Source organism: Sphingomonas cynarae (genome assembly GCF_039537815.1).
GTDB classification, from domain to species: domain Bacteria; phylum Pseudomonadota; class Alphaproteobacteria; order Sphingomonadales; family Sphingomonadaceae; genus Sphingomonas; species Sphingomonas cynarae.
Map to the genome: position 1 here is coordinate 149,443 of NZ_BAABBF010000003.1, position 18,846 is coordinate 168,288.

General features: G+C 67.1%; 15 protein-coding genes. 3 read left to right on the forward strand and 12 right to left on the reverse strand.

Features of this window, described 5'->3' with window-relative positions:
* Window positions 1–153: 153 nt before the first annotated feature.
* Window positions 154–1,038, forward strand: a complete 885-nt coding sequence (locus ABD719_RS07365; RefSeq protein WP_344692718.1) for a TorF family putative porin — start codon at window positions 154–156, stop codon at window positions 1,036–1,038.
* A gap of 277 nt (window positions 1,039–1,315) precedes the next feature.
* Here the strand turns inward: ABD719_RS07365 and ABD719_RS07370 are convergent, their stop codons facing one another.
* The 10 genes from ABD719_RS07370 to ABD719_RS07415 form a co-directional block, all read right to left on the reverse strand.
* Window positions 1,316–1,765 carry a DUF3035 domain-containing protein gene (locus ABD719_RS07370; protein ID WP_344692719.1) on the reverse strand — a complete coding sequence of 150 codons (450 nt, stop codon included), beginning with the start codon at window positions 1,763–1,765 and terminating at the stop codon, window positions 1,316–1,318.
* Complete coding sequence (lspA, locus tag ABD719_RS07375) at window positions 1,758–2,264, reverse strand: signal peptidase II (protein ID WP_344693076.1); 507 nt, start codon at window positions 2,262–2,264, stop codon at window positions 1,758–1,760. The genes ABD719_RS07370 and lspA overlap by 8 nt, the downstream gene beginning before the upstream one ends.
* Complete coding sequence (gene ileS / locus ABD719_RS07380) at window positions 2,261–5,176, reverse strand: isoleucine--tRNA ligase (RefSeq protein ID WP_344692720.1); 2,916 nt, start codon at window positions 5,174–5,176, stop codon at window positions 2,261–2,263. The genes lspA and ileS overlap by 4 nt, the downstream gene beginning before the upstream one ends.
* Window positions 5,173–6,108 carry a bifunctional riboflavin kinase/FAD synthetase gene (locus tag ABD719_RS07385; protein WP_344692721.1) on the reverse strand — a complete coding sequence of 312 codons (936 nt, stop codon included), beginning with the start codon at window positions 6,106–6,108 and terminating at the stop codon, window positions 5,173–5,175. Before ABD719_RS07385 ends, ileS begins: the two co-directional genes overlap by 4 nt.
* A gap of 44 nt (window positions 6,109–6,152) precedes the next feature.
* On the reverse strand, window positions 6,153–6,611 hold the full coding sequence (locus tag ABD719_RS07390; RefSeq protein ID WP_344692722.1) for a dihydrofolate reductase: 459 nt from the start codon (window positions 6,609–6,611) through the stop codon (window positions 6,153–6,155).
* A 65-nt stretch (window positions 6,612–6,676) separates the two neighbouring features.
* The gene (locus tag ABD719_RS07395) at window positions 6,677–7,195 is read right to left on the reverse strand and encodes a hemerythrin domain-containing protein (protein WP_344692723.1); all 519 of its coding nucleotides are present in this window, start codon (window positions 7,193–7,195) and stop codon (window positions 6,677–6,679) included.
* Between the two features lie 52 nt (window positions 7,196–7,247).
* Window positions 7,248–8,042, reverse strand: a complete 795-nt coding sequence (locus tag ABD719_RS07400) for a thymidylate synthase (RefSeq protein ID WP_344692724.1) — start codon at window positions 8,040–8,042, stop codon at window positions 7,248–7,250.
* Window positions 8,039–8,767 (reverse strand): class I SAM-dependent methyltransferase, encoded by a 729-nt coding sequence (locus ABD719_RS07405; protein ID WP_344692725.1) that lies wholly within the window; start codon window positions 8,765–8,767, stop codon window positions 8,039–8,041. Before ABD719_RS07405 ends, ABD719_RS07400 begins: the two co-directional genes overlap by 4 nt.
* A gap of 32 nt (window positions 8,768–8,799) precedes the next feature.
* Window positions 8,800–9,927, reverse strand: coding sequence for a peptide chain release factor 2 (gene prfB, locus ABD719_RS07410; RefSeq protein ID WP_192123919.1), 1,128 nt, complete (start codon window positions 9,925–9,927; stop codon window positions 8,800–8,802).
* A 48-nt stretch (window positions 9,928–9,975) separates the two neighbouring features.
* Window positions 9,976–12,420: a penicillin-binding protein 1A gene (locus ABD719_RS07415; RefSeq protein WP_344692726.1), complete on the reverse strand. Its 2,445-nt coding sequence runs from the start codon at window positions 12,418–12,420 to the stop codon at window positions 9,976–9,978.
* A gap of 70 nt (window positions 12,421–12,490) precedes the next feature.
* Between ABD719_RS07415 and ABD719_RS07420 the strand changes: the two genes are divergently transcribed.
* Entirely contained in the window at window positions 12,491–12,970 is a 480-nt protein-coding gene (locus ABD719_RS07420) for a hypothetical protein (RefSeq protein ID WP_344692727.1), read from the forward strand.
* A gap of 118 nt (window positions 12,971–13,088) precedes the next feature.
* Here ABD719_RS07420 and ABD719_RS07425 read toward each other — a convergent pair whose 3' ends face one another.
* Together ABD719_RS07425 and ABD719_RS07430 are read right to left on the reverse strand one after the other, a co-directional pair.
* Window positions 13,089–14,222, reverse strand: coding sequence for an acyltransferase family protein (locus ABD719_RS07425; protein WP_344692728.1), 1,134 nt, complete (start codon window positions 14,220–14,222; stop codon window positions 13,089–13,091).
* Window positions 14,223–14,326: 104 nt separating this feature from the next.
* Window positions 14,327–15,538 carry an N-acetylmuramoyl-L-alanine amidase gene (locus tag ABD719_RS07430; protein WP_344692730.1) on the reverse strand — a complete coding sequence of 404 codons (1,212 nt, stop codon included), beginning with the start codon at window positions 15,536–15,538 and terminating at the stop codon, window positions 14,327–14,329.
* A gap of 538 nt (window positions 15,539–16,076) precedes the next feature.
* Here ABD719_RS07430 and ABD719_RS07435 point away from each other — a divergent pair.
* Entirely contained in the window at window positions 16,077–18,827 is a 2,751-nt protein-coding gene (locus tag ABD719_RS07435; RefSeq protein ID WP_425567126.1) for an Rne/Rng family ribonuclease, read from the forward strand.
* Window positions 18,828–18,846 lie beyond the last annotated feature (19 nt).

Consider the following 18,846-nt stretch of genomic DNA (forward strand, 5'->3'; position numbering starts at 1 on the left):
CGGTCCCGATCTGGCTGGATCGCGCAACGAATCCCTTGTGCAGGTGCGAAGCCGCTGGCATGTCGGCCCGGTCGGCGGAAAGATCGCGCACGGGTTTGACCCGATACAGATGCGGCATCCCCGATATGCAGGCGTGAACATCGGATTCATCCCATGAAGGGGACAACGATGCGCTTCTCGCACCTTCTGGCCGGCGGGCTTTGCCTGATGGCCGCTACTCCCGCTCTCGCGCAGGAGGAAACCACTCCTCCCCCGCCCGTCACCGTCACCGGGTCGGTCGGCCTCGTCTCGGACTATCGCTTTCGCGGCGTGTCGCAATCGGATCGCAACCTCGCGGTGCAGGGCGGCGTGACGATCGCGCATGAAAGCGGGCTCTACATCGGCACATGGGGTTCGAACCTCGCGGGCTGGGGCACGTTCGGCGGCGCCAATATGGAACTCGACCTGATCGCCGGCTACAAGCTGCCGGTCGGCGGCGGCACGCTGGATGTCGGCGCGACCTGGTACATGTACCCCTCCGGCTTCGACAACACCGACTTCATCGAACCCTATGTGAAGCTGTCCGGCACGCTCGGCCCCGCCAGCCTGACCGCCGGTGTCGCCTATGCCCCGAAGCAGGAGGCGCTGGGCGCCTGGTCGTCGACCGGCGCGATCGCGGCCAATGTCGATTACGACAACGGCATCGGCTACGACAATCCCGGCGACAAGAACGACAATCTGTACCTGTGGGGCGACGCCGCCGCCGCCATCCCGAATACCGGCCTGACCGCCAAGGCGCACATCGGCTATTCGAACGGCAACAAGGGCCTGGGACCGTTCGCGACCAGCGTTGCGCCGACCGGCGAGTATTTCGACTGGCTGATCGGTGCGGACTACGCGATCAAGGGTACGCCGCTGACACTGGGTGTCGCCTATACCGATACCGACATCAGCAAGGCCGATTCCGCCTATCTCCAGCCCAGCTTCAGCAAGGGTCAGGACGGGGCGGGCACGATCGCCGGCGCGACGGTGGTGTTTTCGCTCACCGCCGCGTTCTGAGCGGACGGGCGGTGCGCCCCGTTCGGGGGACCGGGACGCGCCGCCCGTTAGAGCATGACCGGACCATGTCGAACCACCGTCATCGCCCGGTGGACGCCCGCTTCGCGGCGAGGCGCTTTTGACGAAATGACGCGTTGCTCGTCGGTCACGGCAACATCACCACCGTGCCGGTGACCCCACCTGCTCCGGTCAGGCTCCAGACGATGAAAAAGCCCCGTCTGCGACCATCGCAGGCGGGGCTTTTTCATTACCGATCGCGCGGGTGGCGCGTCCGTAGTTACGGCTGCGGCGTCGGGCTTGCCGTCGGCGCGGGAGCTGCGGTCGTACCGCCGGCGGTGGCGCGCGCGTCCTGCCCGTCGCTCGCCGGGGCGGCGACGATCGCGCGGGTGGCCGCACCCTTGTCCACCACGTTGGTGCCCGGATCGCCGACCGACGAGCGGATGCCGGGATCGGCGGCATCGACGCCCGCCTCGCCCAGCGTCGCGGTTTCGGCGGCGCTGCGCGGCGCACGGCCGCCGAACAAGGCATCCAGCGTCTGCGTCTGTCCCTGCGCGTCCTGCGGACGGGCGGCACCAGGCTGTGGCGGGACCAGCGCGTAATCGGGCGGGATCACCAGCGGTGCCTGCCGCGCGACCGCGAACTCGTCGGGCCGGGCACGATCGAGCGACTTGCCCGCGCACCCCGACAGGAGCGCAAGCCCCGCGGCCAGAACAACGACGTTACGCATGGGGACTCTCCACAATAGGCTGAGGCTTGTCGCGGGTCAGCAGCGCACGGACGAGCAGCACCAGCACCCCCACCGTAATCGCCGCATCCGCGACATTGAAGACCAAAAACGGACGCCAGTCGCCGATATGCAGATCGGCGAAATCGACCACGAAACCGAACCGGATGCGATCGAGGATATTGCCGAGCGCACCGCCCAGCACCAGCCCCAGCGCAACCTGGTCGGCTGGGTTCCTCTCGCGCATCATCCATACCGCGACGCCCGCCGCGATCACTGCGGTCATCGCGACCAGTGCCCAGCGGCTGGCATCGCTGTCCGCCGAGAGCAGCCCCAGCGAGACGCCGACGTTCGGCACGAAGCGCAGCGCGAAGAACCCGGTGATCTCCCGCGCGGCGCCGAGATGATCGATACCAAGCGGCCCGGTGATCGCCCATTTGCTCAACTGGTCGGCCGCGAACAACGCGATCGCCGCGACGATCCCGCGCACCGGCAGCATCATGCCACCACCGTCGCGCAGCGATCGCACAGCGCGCCATCCACCGTCACTTCGGGCAGATGCCGCCAGCATCGGCCGCACTTGTGCTTGTCGGTGGGCGTCACCGTCACCTCGACTCCAGCGGCCGGCGTGTCGCCCGGTGCGACCTCGACCGACGCGGCGATGCAGAGTTCGGTGAAGACATCGAGCCCGACCTCCTCGATCGCGCGCAGCGGCGGGGCGAGCGGGATGCGGACATCCAGATCGGCCTCCAGCCCGGTCCGCACGCGCTTTTCACGCCGGGCGCTTTCCAGCGCGACGTTGATGTCGCCGCGCACCAGCCGCAACGTCCGCCAGCGTTCGACCAGCCCGGCGTCCGCCGCCAGTTCGGGCAGCACCGGCCATTCGAGCAGATGGACCGACGCCTCCTCGTCCGGGAAGCGGGTCTGCCACACTTCCTCGGCGGTGAAGCACAGCACCGGCGCGGCATAGCGGACCAGCGCGTGGAACAGCGTGTCGAGCACCGTCCGGTAAGCACGGCGCACCGGGCTGTCGGCGGCGTCGCAGTACAGGCTGTCCTTGCGCACGTCGAAGAAGAACGCCGACAGGTCCTCGTTGGCGAAATCGGTCAGCAGCCGGATATAGCGATTGAACTCATAGCCCGTCGCCGCCTCGCGCAATTCGGTATCGAGCATCGCCAGCCGGTGGAGGACATAGCGTTCCAGTTCCGGCATCGCCGCCGGCTCGATCTTCTCCGCGTCGGTGAAGCCGTCGAGCGCGCCGAGCAGATAGCGGAACGTATTGCGCAGCTTGCGATAGGCGTCGGACGCGGTGGCCAGCACTTCCTTGCCGATCTTCACGTCGTCGAAATAATCGGTGGAGGCGACCCACATGCGCAGGATATCCGCGCCGCTCTCGCCGATCACCTTCAATGGATCGACGACGTTGCCGAGCGATTTCGACATCTTGCGCCCCTGCCCGTCGAGCGCGAAGCCGTGGGTCAGCACCGCGTCGTACGGCGCGCGGCCACGCGTGCCGCAGCTTTCCAGCAACGACGACTGGAACCAGCCGCGATGCTGGTCGGACCCCTCCAGATACAGGTTCGCGCGGGTGCCCTCGCCGTAGCGCGCCTCGACGGTGAAGACATGGGTGCAGCCCGAATCGAACCACACGTCGAGGATGTCGCGCTGGGGCTCGTAATCGGCCAGATCGTGATCGCTGCCGAGCAGCGCCTGATGATCCGCGGTGAACCACGCATCCGCCCCGCCATCGCGGAAGGCGGCGACGATGCGGGCGTTGACCGCCGGATCGTTCAGATACTCGCCGGTCTGGCGATGGACGTAGAGCGCGATCGGCACGCCCCATGCCCGCTGGCGGCTGATGACCCAGTCGGGCCGGCCCTGCACCATCGAGGTGATGCGGTTCTCGGCCCGCGCGGGCACCCACTTCGTCGCGGCGATCGCGTCTAGCGCGATCTCGCGGAGCGTGGCGCCGTTGCTGGACCCAGGCCCTTCGACTTCGCTCAGGGCGAACGGCGTAAGGGTATCTGCATCTCCACCCCCGTTCGTGCTGAGCGAAGTCGAAGCACCCTGCGCCCGGTCCATCGGAATGAACCATTGCGGGGTCGCGCGGAAGATCACCTTCGCCTTCGACCGCCACGAATGCGGATAGCTGTGCGCGAAGTCGTCGCTCGCCGCCAGCAGCGCGCCGACGCCGCGCAGGTCGGTGCAGATCGGCCCGTCCGCGCCGACGAACTTCTTGTTGATGACCGAGCCCTGCCCGCCCAGCCACGCCCAGTCCGCGCGGTACATGCCCGCACCGTCGACCGCGAAGACGGGGTCGATGCCGTATTGCTTGCACAGCAGGAAATCGTCCTCGCCGTGATCGGGCGCCATATGGACAAGGCCGGTGCCGGCATCGGTCGTGACGAAATCGCCCGGCAGGAACGGGCGCGGCTTGGCGAAGAAGCCGCCGAGCGCGTGCATCGGGTGGCGGGCGGTAGCGCCTTCCAATTGCGAGCCCTTGAACCGTTGAACGATCACCGAGTCATCAAGTTGAGCACGATCTTCCGCCGATTTCCTTAAATCTTCAGCAAAAACGTATCGGCCGCCGTCCTGATGAAGTGTCAGCACATACTCGATATCTGGTCCGTAACTCAGCGCCTGATTGACCGGGATCGTCCACGGTGTCGTCGTCCAGATCGCCGCATGGGCGCCGACCAGTTCGGGCGCGTTCGGCGCGTCGACGATCTCGAATGCGACGTCGATCTGGGTCGACACCACGTCCTCATATTCGACCTCCGCCTCGGCCAGCGCGGTCTTTTCGACCGGCGACCACATCACCGGCTTGGCACCGCGATAGAGCTGGCCGCTCTCGGCGAATTTCAGCAGTTCGCCGACGATCGCCGCCTCGGCCTCGTACTTCATCGTCAGATACGGGTCGGCCCAGTCGCCCATGATACCCAGCCGCTGGAACTGCTCGCGCTGCACCGTGACCCATTTCTCGGCATAGGCGCGGCATTCGGCGCGGAACTGCTCGACGGGCACGTCGTCCTTGTTGAGCTTCTTCGCGCGATACGCTTCCTCGACCTTCCACTCGATCGGCAGGCCGTGGCAGTCCCAGCCGGGGACATAGGGCGCGTCCTTGCCCATCAGCGACTGGCTGCGGACGATGATGTCCTTCAGCACCTTGTTCATCGCATGGCCCATATGGATGTCGCCATTGGCGTAGGGCGGGCCATCGTGGAGGATGAAGCGTTCGCGCCCGGCGCGCGCCGCGCGCAGCCGGTCGTACAGGCCGATCCGCGCCCAGCGATCGAGGATCGCCGGCTCCTTGGCGGCGAGGCCCGCCTTCATCGGAAAGTCGGTCTTCGGCAGGAAGACGGTGTCGCGGTAATCCCGTTCGGGAGCGCGGGCGGGTTCGGTTGCGTCGGTCATGGGTGCCCGCCGCTTAGAACCTCCCGCGCCCGCGCACAATCGGCCTCCATCTGCGCCATCAGCGCATCGAGGCCGTCGAACTTCGCCTCGGGCCGCAGATACTCGATCAACTCGACCTCGATCGTCTGCCCGTACAGGTCGCCGGCGAAGTCGAAGAAATAGGGTTCGAGCAGTTCCTTGGGCGGCTCGAACTGCGGCCGGATACCCAGATTCGCCGCGCCGCCCAGCACGCGCCCGTCCGCCAGCCGGCCGCGCACCGCATAGATGCCGTAAGCGGGGCGCAGATACTTGCCCATGTTGAGGTTCGCGGTCGGATAGCCGATCGTGCGGCCGACCTTGTCGCCATGCTCCACCACGCCCCGGATCGCGAACGGCCGGGTCAGCAACCGGGCGGCAGCGACCGGATCGCCGGCGCGCAGCGCGTCGCGGATTCGGGTGGAGGACACCGGCTCTCCGTCCAGCGTGACCGGGCCGATCGCGGTGGCGTGGAAACCGTGGCGCAGCCCCGCGTCGCGCAGCAAGGCGACATCGCCGCCCTTGTGCCGGCCGAAGGTGAAATCCTCCCCCGTCACCACTCCACCGACGCCCAGCGCCGCGACCAGCCGGTGTTCGACGAAATCGTCCGCGGTCAGCGCGGCGAGATCGCCATCGAAGCGGAACACCACCATCGCATCCGCCCCCGCCGCCGCGAACAGCCGTTCGCGCTGGTCGAGCGTGGTCAGCCGGAACGGCGGCGTATCGGGGCGGAAATGGCGCACCGGATGCGGATCGAACGTCGCGACCAGCGCCGGTCGCCCCTCCGCGCGGGCGCGCGCGATGGCGGCCCCCACCACCGCCTGATGTCCCAGATGGAACCCGTCGAAATTACCGAGCGCGACGATCCCGCCGGCAAGATCGCGCGGAATGGCCGAGCCGCCGTCAAGCCGCTGCATCGCCGCGCTCTAGCGGCGTCGAAGCCGGATGGCGAGTGGGTCCGCTATCGGACCAGTGTCACGAAGCTGTAGGCTGGCCGGTCGCCGTCCGCCGCGTGATCCTCGCGGAAAATCTCACGCCAGCCGGTGAAGGCCGGGACGACCGCGTCACCGGTCGGCGCCGCATGGACTTCGGTCAGTTCGATGCGATCGGGGGTGAACAGCGCGAAGATCTCCGCGCCGCCGATCACCGCGGCGTCGTTCCCCGCCAGCGCCAGCGCATCTTCGGGGGAATGCACCACCTCCGCACCGGTGGCTTGCCATGCCGGATCGCGGGTCAGCACGATATGGCGACGACCGGGCAAGGGCGCGGGAAAGCTGTCGAACGTGCGGCGGCCCATCACCATCGCCCGGCCCAGCGTCTGCGCCTTGAACCGTTTCAGGTCGGCGGGGATATGCCAGGGCAGACGACCGTCGATACCGATGACGCCGTTGTCGGCCCGCGCGAGGTGGAAGCTGATCATCGGCGCCTTATGCCCCGATGTATCGATGGCGGCGAGACGTTTGCCGCTACCGGGCCGCGCTCCACTTACGCTGGTGCGTGATCCTTCACATACGCCTTGGGGTCCTTGTCCACCGGCGTCACGCCCATCCGGTGCTCCGCCTCGAACTGCGCGAAGCGGACTGCCAATGCATGACGCTCATCCAGCGTGGCGTGGCGGCGGAAGTCCGTCAGGCCCTGCCGTTCCTCCTCGGCCATGTGGTCGCTGTTCGCCTGATTGCACTTGTTCACCGCCTCAAACCATCCGTCGCTGCCGACCGGATGTTCATCAACTGCATCGCCGGTATCGCGGATATCGTTGTGATCCTCGATCGCGTCCTCGGTTTCATCGGCCGCCGAATCGGCATCGCCGCCACCGGTACCGATCTGCATCAGCCGGGGGTAGAAGAAGCGTTCCTCCGCCTCGGCATGGCTGTCGAGCAGCGCCTTCAGCCGGTTCCAGATGGCGGCCAGCGCGGCCGTGTCGCTGCGATCGATCTGCTCGATCTGGGCAAACATTTTCCGCTGTTCGGCATGATCGTCTAGGATGAGTTGCGTGATGTCCATGCGCGCTCAACCATGGGCCCGACGCGCCGTTCCTGTTGCGAGTCGATTGCGCTCAGACCGCGACCGGTGCCTTGATATGCGGCTGCGCGACGTAATCGTGGAGTACGAAATCGCCTTCGTCATAGCCGTCGATCGCGTCGGGCCGGCGCAGTATCTCCAGCCGGGGTAATACGCCAGGCGCGCGCGTCAATTGCAGTTCCGCCTGTTCCAGATGGTTGAGGTAGAGGTGGCAATCGCCGCCGGTCCAGATGAAGTCGCCCGCCTCCAGCCCGCATTGCTGTGCCAGCATGTGCGTCAGCAGCGCATAGCTGGCGATGTTGAACGGCACGCCCAGGAAGATATCCGCCGACCGCTGGTAGAGCTGCAACGACAGCCGGCCGTTCGCGACATGGGTCTGGAACAGGCAGTGGCAGGGCGACAGCGCCATCGCGTGCAACTCACCGGGATTCCACGCGGTCACGATCTGGCGGCGGGATGACGGGTTGTCGCGGATCGTCGTCACCAGTTCGGCGATCTGATCGAGATGGCGGCCGTCCGCCGTTTCCCAGTCGCGCCACTGCTTGCCATAGACCGGGCCGAGATCGCCCGCCTCGTCCGCCCATTCGTTCCAGATGCTGACGCGGCGGTCCTGCAACCACTTCACGTTGGTGTCGCCGCGCAGGAACCACAGCAGCTCGACGATGATCGAGCGCAGGTGCAGCTTTTTGGTCGTCAGCACCGGGAAACCGGCGGACAGGTCGAACCGCATCTGATGGCCGAAGACGGAGCGGGTGCCGGTGCCGGTGCGGTCCATCTGCACTGCGCCGTCGTCCAGCACGCGACGCATCAGATCGAGATATTGCTTCATGGATGCATCGTCCGGGCAGGAGCGGGGGCGGGCGATTGCAAGCGGCACGGCTTGATCGCGGCCGGTTCGGGCCGTGGCCCCTCTGCCCGGAACGTCGCCATATAGCCGCCCGCGCTGCGCATCGGCACCTGCGATACCTGCACATAGCCGACCGCGGCGAACTCGCACGCCAGCAGCGGCGGCGGCGTGCCATGCGCCTGGGTGGGGCGATTGGCGTCGACCACCACGACCAGCCCGTTCGGCTTCAGCGACGGCCGCAGCCGCCACAGGAACTCGTAGGGCTGCGCGATCTCGTGATACATATGGACCATCAGCACCCGGTCGAAACTGGCATCGGGCAGCTTGGGGTCGGCGGCCTCGCCCAGCCGGACGCTGACATTGTCGAGCCGTTCGCGCGATACCCGTTCGGCCAGCTGGTCGCGGGTGGCGGCAACGATGTCCTCGGCCAGCACGCGGCCGTCCTCGCCGACCCGCGCGGCGAGGCGGATCGTGTAATAACCCTCGCCCGCGCCGATATCGGCGACGGTCATGCCACGGCGGATTTCGGCCTTGTCCATCACCTGTGCGGCCTCACGCAGCCGGTCGCGCGCCTCCTCGTTCGACCAGCGCGCCGAGACGATCGTCGCGACCGGACGGTCCGCGGCGGGGAACGGGCCGGGCTTTTCGGCCTCGCGCTTGATGAGCGGCTTGGAGCCGTCGCAACCCGCCGCCAGCAGCAGGAGCATCGCCAGCCCCGTCCCCCCCATCGTCATCCGTCTCAATCGACGTCCTCCACCTCGGCCACCTCACCCGTCACCCGCTGCGACAGGGCCGCCGCCATGAAGGGATCGAGATCACCGTCCAGCACGTCGGACGGGCTGGTGGAGGTAACGCCGGTGCGCAGATCCTTCACCAGCTGATAGGGCTGGAGAACATAGGAGCGGATCTGGTGGCCCCAGCCGATATCGGTCTTGCTGGCATTCTCCGCATTTGCCGCCTGTTCGCGGATCGCCAGTTCGCGTTCGTACAGGCGGGCGCGCAGCTGGTTGTACGCCTCTGCCTTGTTCTTGTGCTGCGACCGCTGGTTCTGGCACTGCACGACGATCCCGGTGGGTATATGCGTGATCCGCACCGCCGAATCGGTGGTGTTGATGTGCTGCCCGCCCGCGCCCGATGCGCGATAGGTATCGATGCGCAGGTCGCTTTCGTTGTACTCGACCTCGATATTGTCGTCGACGACCGGATAGACCCAGACGGACGCGAAGCTGGTGTGTCGCCGCGCCGCCGAATCATACGGGCTGATCCGCACCAGCCGGTGAACGCCCGATTCGGTCTTGGCATAGCCATAGGCGTTCTCGCCCTTCAGCAGGAGCGTGGCGGACTTGATCCCCGCCTGCTCGCCCGAATGGCTGTCGATCACCTCGACCTTCAACCCATGACGTTCGCCCCAGCGCGAATACATCCGGCTGAGCATCCCGGCCCAGTCCTGCGATTCGGTGCCGCCGGCGCCGGCATTGACCTCGATATACGTGTCGTTGCCATCCGCCTCGCCGGCCAGCAGCGCCTTCACCTTGTCGCGGTCGGCACGCGCAGCCAGTTCGGCGAGGCTCCTGGCCCCTTCGTCCGCCAGTTCGGTATCGCCCTCGGCATCGGCCAGTTCGATCAGTTCGACCGTGCCTTCCAGTTCCGATTCGATCGCGCGCGTCGCGGCGATCGCCTCGTCCAGACGGCGCCGCTCGCGCATCACCTCCTGTGCGGCCTTCGGATCGTTCCACAGCGCCTGATCCTCGACCCGCGCGTTGAGTTCGTCCAGCCGGCGCAACGCGCGGTCCCAATCGAGGAACCGGCGCAGCAGCGCGAGGGCATCGTTGATCGTATCGACATGAGCCTGCGCTTCGGCGCGCATGGTAATTCTCCAGCGGATCGGGGACGATCCGATTATGTAGGGATGCGGCTAGTAGATTCCGCCTTCCCTTTGCAAGAAATCGCTGTCGCGGGGTGCCTGCGTCGCCGCGGCGGCGGGGGCATCGGTCGTGGCGGGACGGGTGCTGCGGCGGCTGACGCGGCGCGGTTCGGTTTCCGCCTTGAACGCTTCCCAGATCACCGCCGCCTTCGGATCGGACGTATCGGGCCATGTACCGAACACAGGCCGGCCGCTGCGACGATCGATGCGGACCATCCGCATCCCCGGCGGCGCCCGGAACGGCAGTTTCTCCATTCCCTCATACGCCTTCGTCGCGAACTGCTTGAAGATCGGGGCGGCGACCGTGCCGCCCTCCGCCGCGCCCAGCTTGCGGGGATTGTCGTAGCCCATATAGAGCCCGGCGATGAACTGCGGCGTGCCGCCGATGAACCAGACGTCGGTCGGCCCGGTCGTGGTACCGGTCTTGCCGAACATCGGCCGATCCAGATCGCGCAGCACGGTGGCGGTGCCACGCTGGATCACGCCTTCGGTAATATGCACCATCTGATATGCGGTCTGCGCGTCGATCGCCTGCCGCATCCGGCTGGCCGGACGCGGCATCGCGCCACCGTTCCAGTCGCGCGCGTTGCAGCCGTCGCAGGCACGCCAGTTATCCGGCCAGATCACCTTGCCGTGGCGGTCCTGCACGAAATCGATCAGCGTCGGATCGTCGCCACGCCCCCAGTTGGCCAGCATCGCATAGGCGTTGACCATCCGCGCAACGGTCGTCTCGCCCGCGCCCAGCGCGAAGGAGAGATAGGGCGGATACGTCCCCACCCCCATCCGCTTCATCACGTCGACCACGCGTGGCATGCCGGTCTGCGCGGCGGTACGCACCGTCATCAGGTTACGCGACTGTTCGATCCCCCAGCGCATCGTCTGCGGCCCGGCGGCGCGCATGTTGGCGAAATTGCGGAAGCATTTCTGTCCCAGCCGCGCGCCCTGATAGACGCAGAACGGCCCGTCGACGATGATCGAGGCGGGCGTCATCCCGTTTTCCAGCGCGGCGGCGTAGACGATCGGCTTGATCGTCGATCCCGGCTGGCGCATCGCCTGCGTCGCGCGGTTGAACGCCTGCAATCGGTCGTCGAACCCGCCCTGCATCGCGAGGATGCGGCCGGTCGCCGGTTCCTCGACCACGAAACCGCCCGAGATACGCGGGACGGAGCGTAGCGCCCAGTCGCCGCCCAAGGGGGCCACCGCGATGATATCCCCCCGCTTGATCGCGCCGAATGCGGCGCCGGCGCTGCCCTGCCGCGGCAGTTGCGCGGCGCGGCGCGGCAGGGTGCCGGTACGGCCATTGGCGAAGCCGAGCTGCCACGTATCGCCATCGCGCTCGATCACGATCGCCGCGCGCCAGTCGTTATAATCGAGCGCGATATTGGTGTTGAGCAGCGCCTGCTGCCAGTCTTCGCCCGCGATCTCGACATGGCGCAACGGCCCGTTCCAGCTGCGTTGCCCGGCATAGCGGATCAACCCGTCCCGCAACGCCTGCGTCGCCAGCCCCTGCAGCCGCGTGTCGAGCGACGTGCGCACCCACAGGCCGCCCTGATAGACGCTGTTGGGACTGGCCTTCGCGGTCTCTCCGAACTTCGCGAGCAGATGCCGGCGAACCTCCTCAACGAAATAACCGCCCATCGCGACGAAGGTCGGCGTCCGCCGCAACACGGTACCCAGCGGTTCGGCCCGTGCCGCCGCCGCTTGCCGCGCACCGACGAAGCCGTTCCTCACCATCTCGCGCAGCACATAATCGCGGCGTTCCAGCGCGCGTTCGGTATGGCGGATCGGATCGTAGTTGGACGGCCCCTTGGGCAGGATCGCGAGATAAGCGATCTGTGCCAGCGTCAGGTTCTTCAGCTCCTTGTCGAAATAGGCGTGGCTCGCCGCCTCCACCCCGAACGCGTTCCGACCCAGAGCGATCTGGTTGAGATACAGTTCGAGGATTTGCTCCTTGGTCAGCGTATCCTCGATCCGCCACGCCAGGATCGCCTCCCGCAATTTTCGGGTCGGTGAATATTCGTTGTCGATCAGCAAGTTCTTCACCACCTGCTGCGTGATCGTCGATCCGCCCTTGGCGCGGCGGCCGCTGCCGATCTTGGTCACGTAATCGATCACCGCGCCGGCAAGGCCCGGATAGTCGACGCCGTGATGCTCGAAAAAGGTGCGATCCTCCGCCGCCAGGAACGCGTTCACCAGCATCGGCGGATATTCGGCATAGGCCAGCTGCACGCGCCGCTCGCGCGCATAGGTACGGATCGGCACCCCGTCGCCGCCCCGGACATTGGTGGGCAAGGGCGGCTCGTAGGTGCGCAGCTGATCGACCGAGGGCAGGTCGCGGATCACAAGCACCCAGAGCAGGAACAGACCTGCCACGCCGAGCAGCGCGATGCCAGCCAAGCCCTTTACCCACCAACGGCGCCACCACCGCCGGATCATGCCATGCCCCCTGCCGCGCGGGGCGGGGCGGACGAAAAGAAACGAGGGGATACGCACACCATGTCCGGCGATGCTATACCAGCTTGGCGGCTCGTCGCCAGTCGGCAGGAACGCGCCCGGCAAGGGGCCGCACCGGTCACGAACCGTTCAGCCATGGTCGCCGACGCTGACGTTCGACAATATCCGCCTGACGGGAATTCCGGTCTATACGTATGATGGCAATGCCCCTGACGATCGCCGTGACCGCTGGATCGGCGACCGCGCAGTGATAGGATGGCTATCGGGCGCCACCGCCTTCGCGCCGCATCGACCTGCCGACCCGCCCGATCGCCCGGGGACCGGCGCCACCATTCCCCAACCGACGATCGGACGCCAGGTCGACCGGATAGAAGATGACATTCGCCCCGATCGAGCCGGCGGTTGGTTAACCCGCAAGGAAACCCGGCAGTTGCGCCGCAAAAACGGCGTGATCGGTGATATCGCCTCCCGCCACGCCACGGACGGCGTGTCACTGGCGAGGCACGCGAGTTGCAGACCCGCACCAAGATGATGCGGGACATCGTTCGCCTGCGCCGCCTTCGCCCAACGCCCTGACATGACCTGAGGCCGGAACCGGCACAGGTCGACGACGCGTTTCGTTATTTCGCCGTCATCCGCCATGCGACCGGCTAGATGGAATCAGCAGACCTCTGGGTCTGGCCGAGCGGCGGGGCGGTCTCGAACAGATCAAGACGGCGGCGCCACCGCCCCAGCGGCCTTTCCACGATACGATACATCAAGGCGGCATAACCCCAGGTCGGCAGAATGGCGATGATGCCGGCCAGCAGCATCGAGCCATGAGTCAGGTTTTCGGCAATCAGATGGATGATCGCAAAATGAACCAGATAGATCGTGTATGAATACAGTCCGATACGTTTCAACACCGGATTGGCCAGAACGGTCCCCACCGGCCCCCGCGCCCATAACGCTGCCGAGAACAACACGAAAAGACTGATGCCCTGAATGGTGTAGCGCACCGTTTCCCGAAACTGCGGCTGCCGGATGGCGACGGTCATGAACAACGCGCCCAGCGCGACGGCCACCCAAAGGGGGCGCGGCTTCCACGCCTTTTCCCCCAGAACCGGGTTCTGCCAAAGGGCCAGGATACAGCCGAACAGGATCGAATCGATCCGGGTGTGGGTGAGGTAGTAGGGCTGGTACATGTCGTTCCAGACGAACACATGGACCATCCGCAACATCAGCACGACGACGCATAATATGCCGCACCAGACCGCAGTCCGCCGCGCGGTGGAGGTCTTCATCAGGAACAGGAACAATAGCGGGAACAGGAAGTAGAAATGCTCCTCCACGGCAAGCGACCAGAGCGGCATGCCGGGCAGGCCGAGCCGCCCGTACCACATTTCGACATAGTTCGTCGCGAACAATGCCTGCGCGGCGACACCGATCGGATCCGGATCGGCAGCCATCAGCCCCGTCGCCACCAACGCCGCCACGAACATCATCGTCAGCCACAGCGGCGGCATGATCCGGAACACGCGGCGCATGTAGAAGCCGAAGAAGCTGATCGTTCCGGCCCCGGCGAACTCCACCCGCAACAGCGACGTGATGAGAAATCCGGACAGGAAAAAGAAAATCGTGACGCCCAATCCGCCGGGCACCACCGACCCCAATCCGGAATGTGACACGAACACGATGCCGATCGCCAACGCGCGCAACCCGTCGAGCGCCGGCACATGCGGCATCGACAGCCGCTGCACGGCTGGATCGGCGACGACGAACGCCGTACCAGCATCGGTGTGCATGTTATCGTCCCTCATCCCGGCCCAGCGTTTCAACCCTGCGTTTCGGCTTTGGGGCATCGGCCCCTAGCCGTTAGCCGCTGCCGGCCGCGAAGACAATCGACCCCCTACTCCGCCCCCATCCGCCGCGCGAAATGCACCTCCACCGCCCGGCGCACACTCTCAGCGATGCGTTCGCGGCCCTTGGACGAATCCAGGAAGGCGGCGTCCTGCGGGTTGGAGATATAGCCCGTCTCGAACAGGATCGAGGGCATGTCGGGCGCCTTCAGCACCATCAGCGACGCCATGCGGTGGAAGCCCGGCTTCATCGGTACGAGGTCCCTGGCTTCCCGCCCCAGCAGCCGGGCAAAGTCGGCGGAATTGTTCATCGTCTCGCGCCGGGTCAGGTCGATCAGGATCGATGACACGTCGTCGCCCGCCTCACCCAGATTGACGCCGGCGATCACGTCCGCCTTGTTTTCGCGCGTGGCCAACCGTGCCGCCTCGCGGTCGGAGGCGACATCGGACAGGGTATAGACCGAGGCGCCGGTCGCCGCCGCCTGGCCCACGCTGTCGCAATGGATCGAGATGAACAGGTCGGCCTTCAGCCGGCGGGCGATGCCGTACCGCTCGCGCAACACCAGATATTTGTCGCTGTCGCGGGTTAGGGCCACCCGCACCCGGCCGCCGTCGAGCAGTTCGTCGCGGATCGCGCGGGCGATGCGCAGCGTCACGTCCTTTTCGCGCAGATGGCTGATCGGGTTGATCGCGCCGGGATCGACGCCGCCATGCCCGGCATCGATCACCACCAGCGGCCGCCGGTCGTCACCGCGCACGCGTGGCAGCGGCGGCCCCTTCTTGGGCGGCGGCACCGGGATCGACACCTTGTAGGGAGAGCGCCGCGTGAAGCGGAGCGACAGCGGCAGGAAGTCGAGCGGCCCCGCCGCACTTACCTGAGCGAAGCGGGCAGCTTCGACGGGTTGCAGCGAGAGCACCAGTTCGCGCCCCTCCGCATCCAGTCCGCCATCGGCGACCACCGCGGGGCTGCGCAGGTCGAACACGAAGCGCTCGCCGCCGGGTATCCGCTGCCGCCGGATCGCCCGCACCGGACCGTCGGCGGGAACCGCCGGGACGCCCGCCCCCGACGCATCGCCCAGCCCGGTGCCGCGCACGTCGACCGCGATCCGGCGGGGCGATTCCATCAGCGTCGCCTGGGCGGAGCTGGCCTGGCCGTCGAAATGAATCGCGATTCGCGTCGCCTCGACCGCGACCTCCACGAACGCCCATGCCCCGGCCGGCAGCGATGCGAACAGCATCAGGAGCGCGAGGACGAGCGACATGTGCCATCCATGCCGCGTGCGGCCCCTCCCCGTCCAGCCCGGACGGGGGGCGTCGCGTGGCCGGGCATGGCCGGTCATTGGTCCTGCCGCGTTCATCACGATCGCCTTCCGCGCCTCTCGACCGTTCGTCTCTCTGTCCGTCATAGCAGAGCGGTTTGGCGAAATCGCGCTTGCCGGGGCCTTAACGTCGATCACAGCCGTTGCGACGAACCGCAGGCGATGCTAGCCAGTGTCGGCACCCGTGCGTCGCCTGCGTTCATCGTTCGCCGCCGCCGGGCCGCTTGCCCGCCATCTGGCGGGCCAATCCAGGTTGACGCTCGCATGACGTATTCTTTCCCGCTGCTGCACCGCCAGGCCTTGGCCGGCGGTGCCGCGGGCGTGGAGAAGCCGCAGGGCCAGACGCCCCGGCACGGCATGCGCGCAGACGCGATTTTCCATGAACCCGGCACCCCGGCCCGATCGCGGCCGGCCGCCATTTATCATCGCGCGCGAGGGCTGCTTCGCAGGAACCGCCCGACGCGCGCGCGGAGACCATTCAATGACCACGCGTATGCTGATCGACGCACGCCACCGGGAAGAAACCCGGGTCGCCGTCGTCCATGGTAACCGGATCGAGGAGTTCGACTTCGAATCCGCCGAGCGCAAGCAGCTCAAGGGCAATATCTACCTCGCCAAGGTGACCCGCGTCGAACCGTCGCTGCAGGCGGCGTTCGTCGAATATGGCGGCAACCGTCACGGCTTCCTCGCCTTTTCGGAAATCCACCCGGATTATTACCAGATCCCCAAGGAGGATCGCGAGGCGCTGCTGGCCGAAGAGGCCGCCCACGCCGCCGAGGAAGCCGCGCTGCGTGCCGAGCAGGACGACGACGATCATGACGACGAGGAAGGCGACTTCGACGGCGACCATGACGACGATGATTCCGATCACGAGCATGACGGCGAGGATGCCCCGCCGCGCCCGCGCAAGGGCGGCGCCAATGACGATCAGGTCGAGGCGCTGCGCCAGCGCCGCCAGAACCTGCGTCGCCGCTACAAGATCCAGGACGTCATCCGCCGCCGTCAGGTGCTGCTGGTGCAGGTCGTCAAGGAGGAACGCGGCAACAAGGGCGCGGCGCTGACGACGTACCTGTCGCTCGCGGGCCGTTACTGCGTGCTGATGCCCAACACGTCGCATGGCGGCGGGATCAGCCGCAAGATCAGCAACGCGGCGGATCGCAAGCGGCTGAAGACGATCATGGCCGATCTGGCGCTGCCGCAGTCGATGGGCTGCATCGTCCGCACCGCGGGCCTTCAGCGCACCAAGGTCGAGATCAAGCGCGATTTCGATTATCTCGCCCGCCTGTGGGACGAGATCCGCGAGAAGACGCTGACTTCAGCCGCGCCGGCGCTCGTCTATGGCGACAGCGACCTGATGAAGCGCGCGATCCGCGACATCTACAACAAGGATATCGACGAGGTCGTGGTCGAGGGCGAGGAAGGCTATCGCCAGGCCAAGGACTTCATGCGTCTGCTGATGCCCGGCCATGCCAAGAAGGTGAAGCAATATGCCGATCCGGTGCCGTTGTTCCAGCGCGCACATGTCGAGGATCAGCTGGCGGCGATGTACAACCCCGTCGTCCAGTTGAAGTCGGGCGGCTATCTGGTCATCAATCCGACCGAGGCATTGGTGTCGATCGACATCAACTCGGGCCGGTCGACCCGCGAACACAATATCGAACAGACCGCGACCGCGACCAATCTGGAAGCCGCGCAGGAAATCGCGCGCCAGCTACGCTTGCGCGACATGGCCGGTCTCGTCGTGATCGATTTCATCGACATGGATCACTCGTCGAACGTCCGTAAGGTCGAGAAGGCGATGAAGGAGGCGTTGAAGAACGATCGCGCCCGCATCCAGGTCGGCCGCATCTCTTCGTTCGGGCTGATGGAAATGAGCCGCCAGCGCCTGCGCACCGGCGTGCTGGAGGCATCGACCCGTGCCTGCCCGCATTGCGAGGGCACCGGCCTGGTCCGCACCGCCTCGTCCGCCGGCCTGTCGGCACTGCGCCTGCTGGAGGAAGAGGCCGCGCGCGGCCGTGGTTCGCTGCTGACGCTGCGCGCGTCGCAGGAAGCGACGATCTACGTCCTCAACCGCAAGCGCGCCGACATCGCCGAGGTCGAGGATCGCTACGGCGTGACGATCGAGGTCATTCCCGATCGCGAGGAAGAGGGCGCGCGCATGTCGGTGGAGGCCAGCGGCCCGCCACCCGCCTATGCGCCCAAGATCGACGAACTGGTCCTCGAAGAGGAGGAGGAGGAGGATTACGTCGAGGAGCCCGAGATCGAGGAGGAAGAGGAGATTGAGGAGGAGGCCGTCCAGCCCGCTCCCCGTGCCCCGCGTCCGCCGCGTGAGGCACGGGCCGACGACGAGGGCGAGGGTCGCGGCAAGCGCCGCCGCCGCCGTCGTGGCCGTCGCGGTCGTCCGCTGACCGAAGGTGAGCAGGCCGATGGCGAGACGACCGAGGGCGACGATCACGAGGATGAAGCCGGCGACGAGATCGTCGCCGTCGCAGCCGACGAGGTCGACGCGGGCGAGGATGATGTGGTCGAGACGCCGCAGACCGAAACCGGCGACGAGCAGGCCGAAGGCGAAGGCGAAGGCGGTCGTCGTCGTCGTGGCCGTCGTGGTCGTCGCGGTGGCCGTCGTGGCGATGCACCGCTGAACGGCGAGGATGTGGCGGTCACGGTCGAGGAAGCCGCCGATGCGGGCGACTCCGGCCCCGTCACCGATCCGCTGGCGTTGCCCGTGCCCCAGCCTGTCGCCGTGGCGGTCCAGCCGGACGCGAAGATCGTCGAAACCGAACCCGCCGCCGAGGAAGCACCGATCGAGGTCGAGGCGGTCGAGGCTGCTCCCGCCCCCAAGACCCGCCGTCGCCCGCGTGCGCGCCCGGCCGCACCGGTTGCCGAAACCCCGGCGGTCGAGACACCGGCGCCGGTAGAGGCAGCGGAAGAGCCGGCGCCGAAGCCGAAGCGCACCCGCCGCAAGGCCGTGGCGAGCGGGGCGGCCGAGGTCGTGCCCGCGCCGGAAGCCCCGGCCGCGGAGCCCGCGCCCAAGCCGAAGCGCACCCGCCGCAAGCCGGCCGCCGACGCGGTCGCGGAGGCACCGGCAGAGGCAGCACCGCCGGCACCCGCCCCGGAGCCCGAGGCATCGGACGCGGCGGAAGCAGCGGACGGCGCGACGACCGGCGACGATACCGAACAGGCCGGCGGCACGCCGCGCCGCGGCTGGTGGCAGCGGACCTTCGGGGCCTGATGCGGGCCGGCGGGGCGAC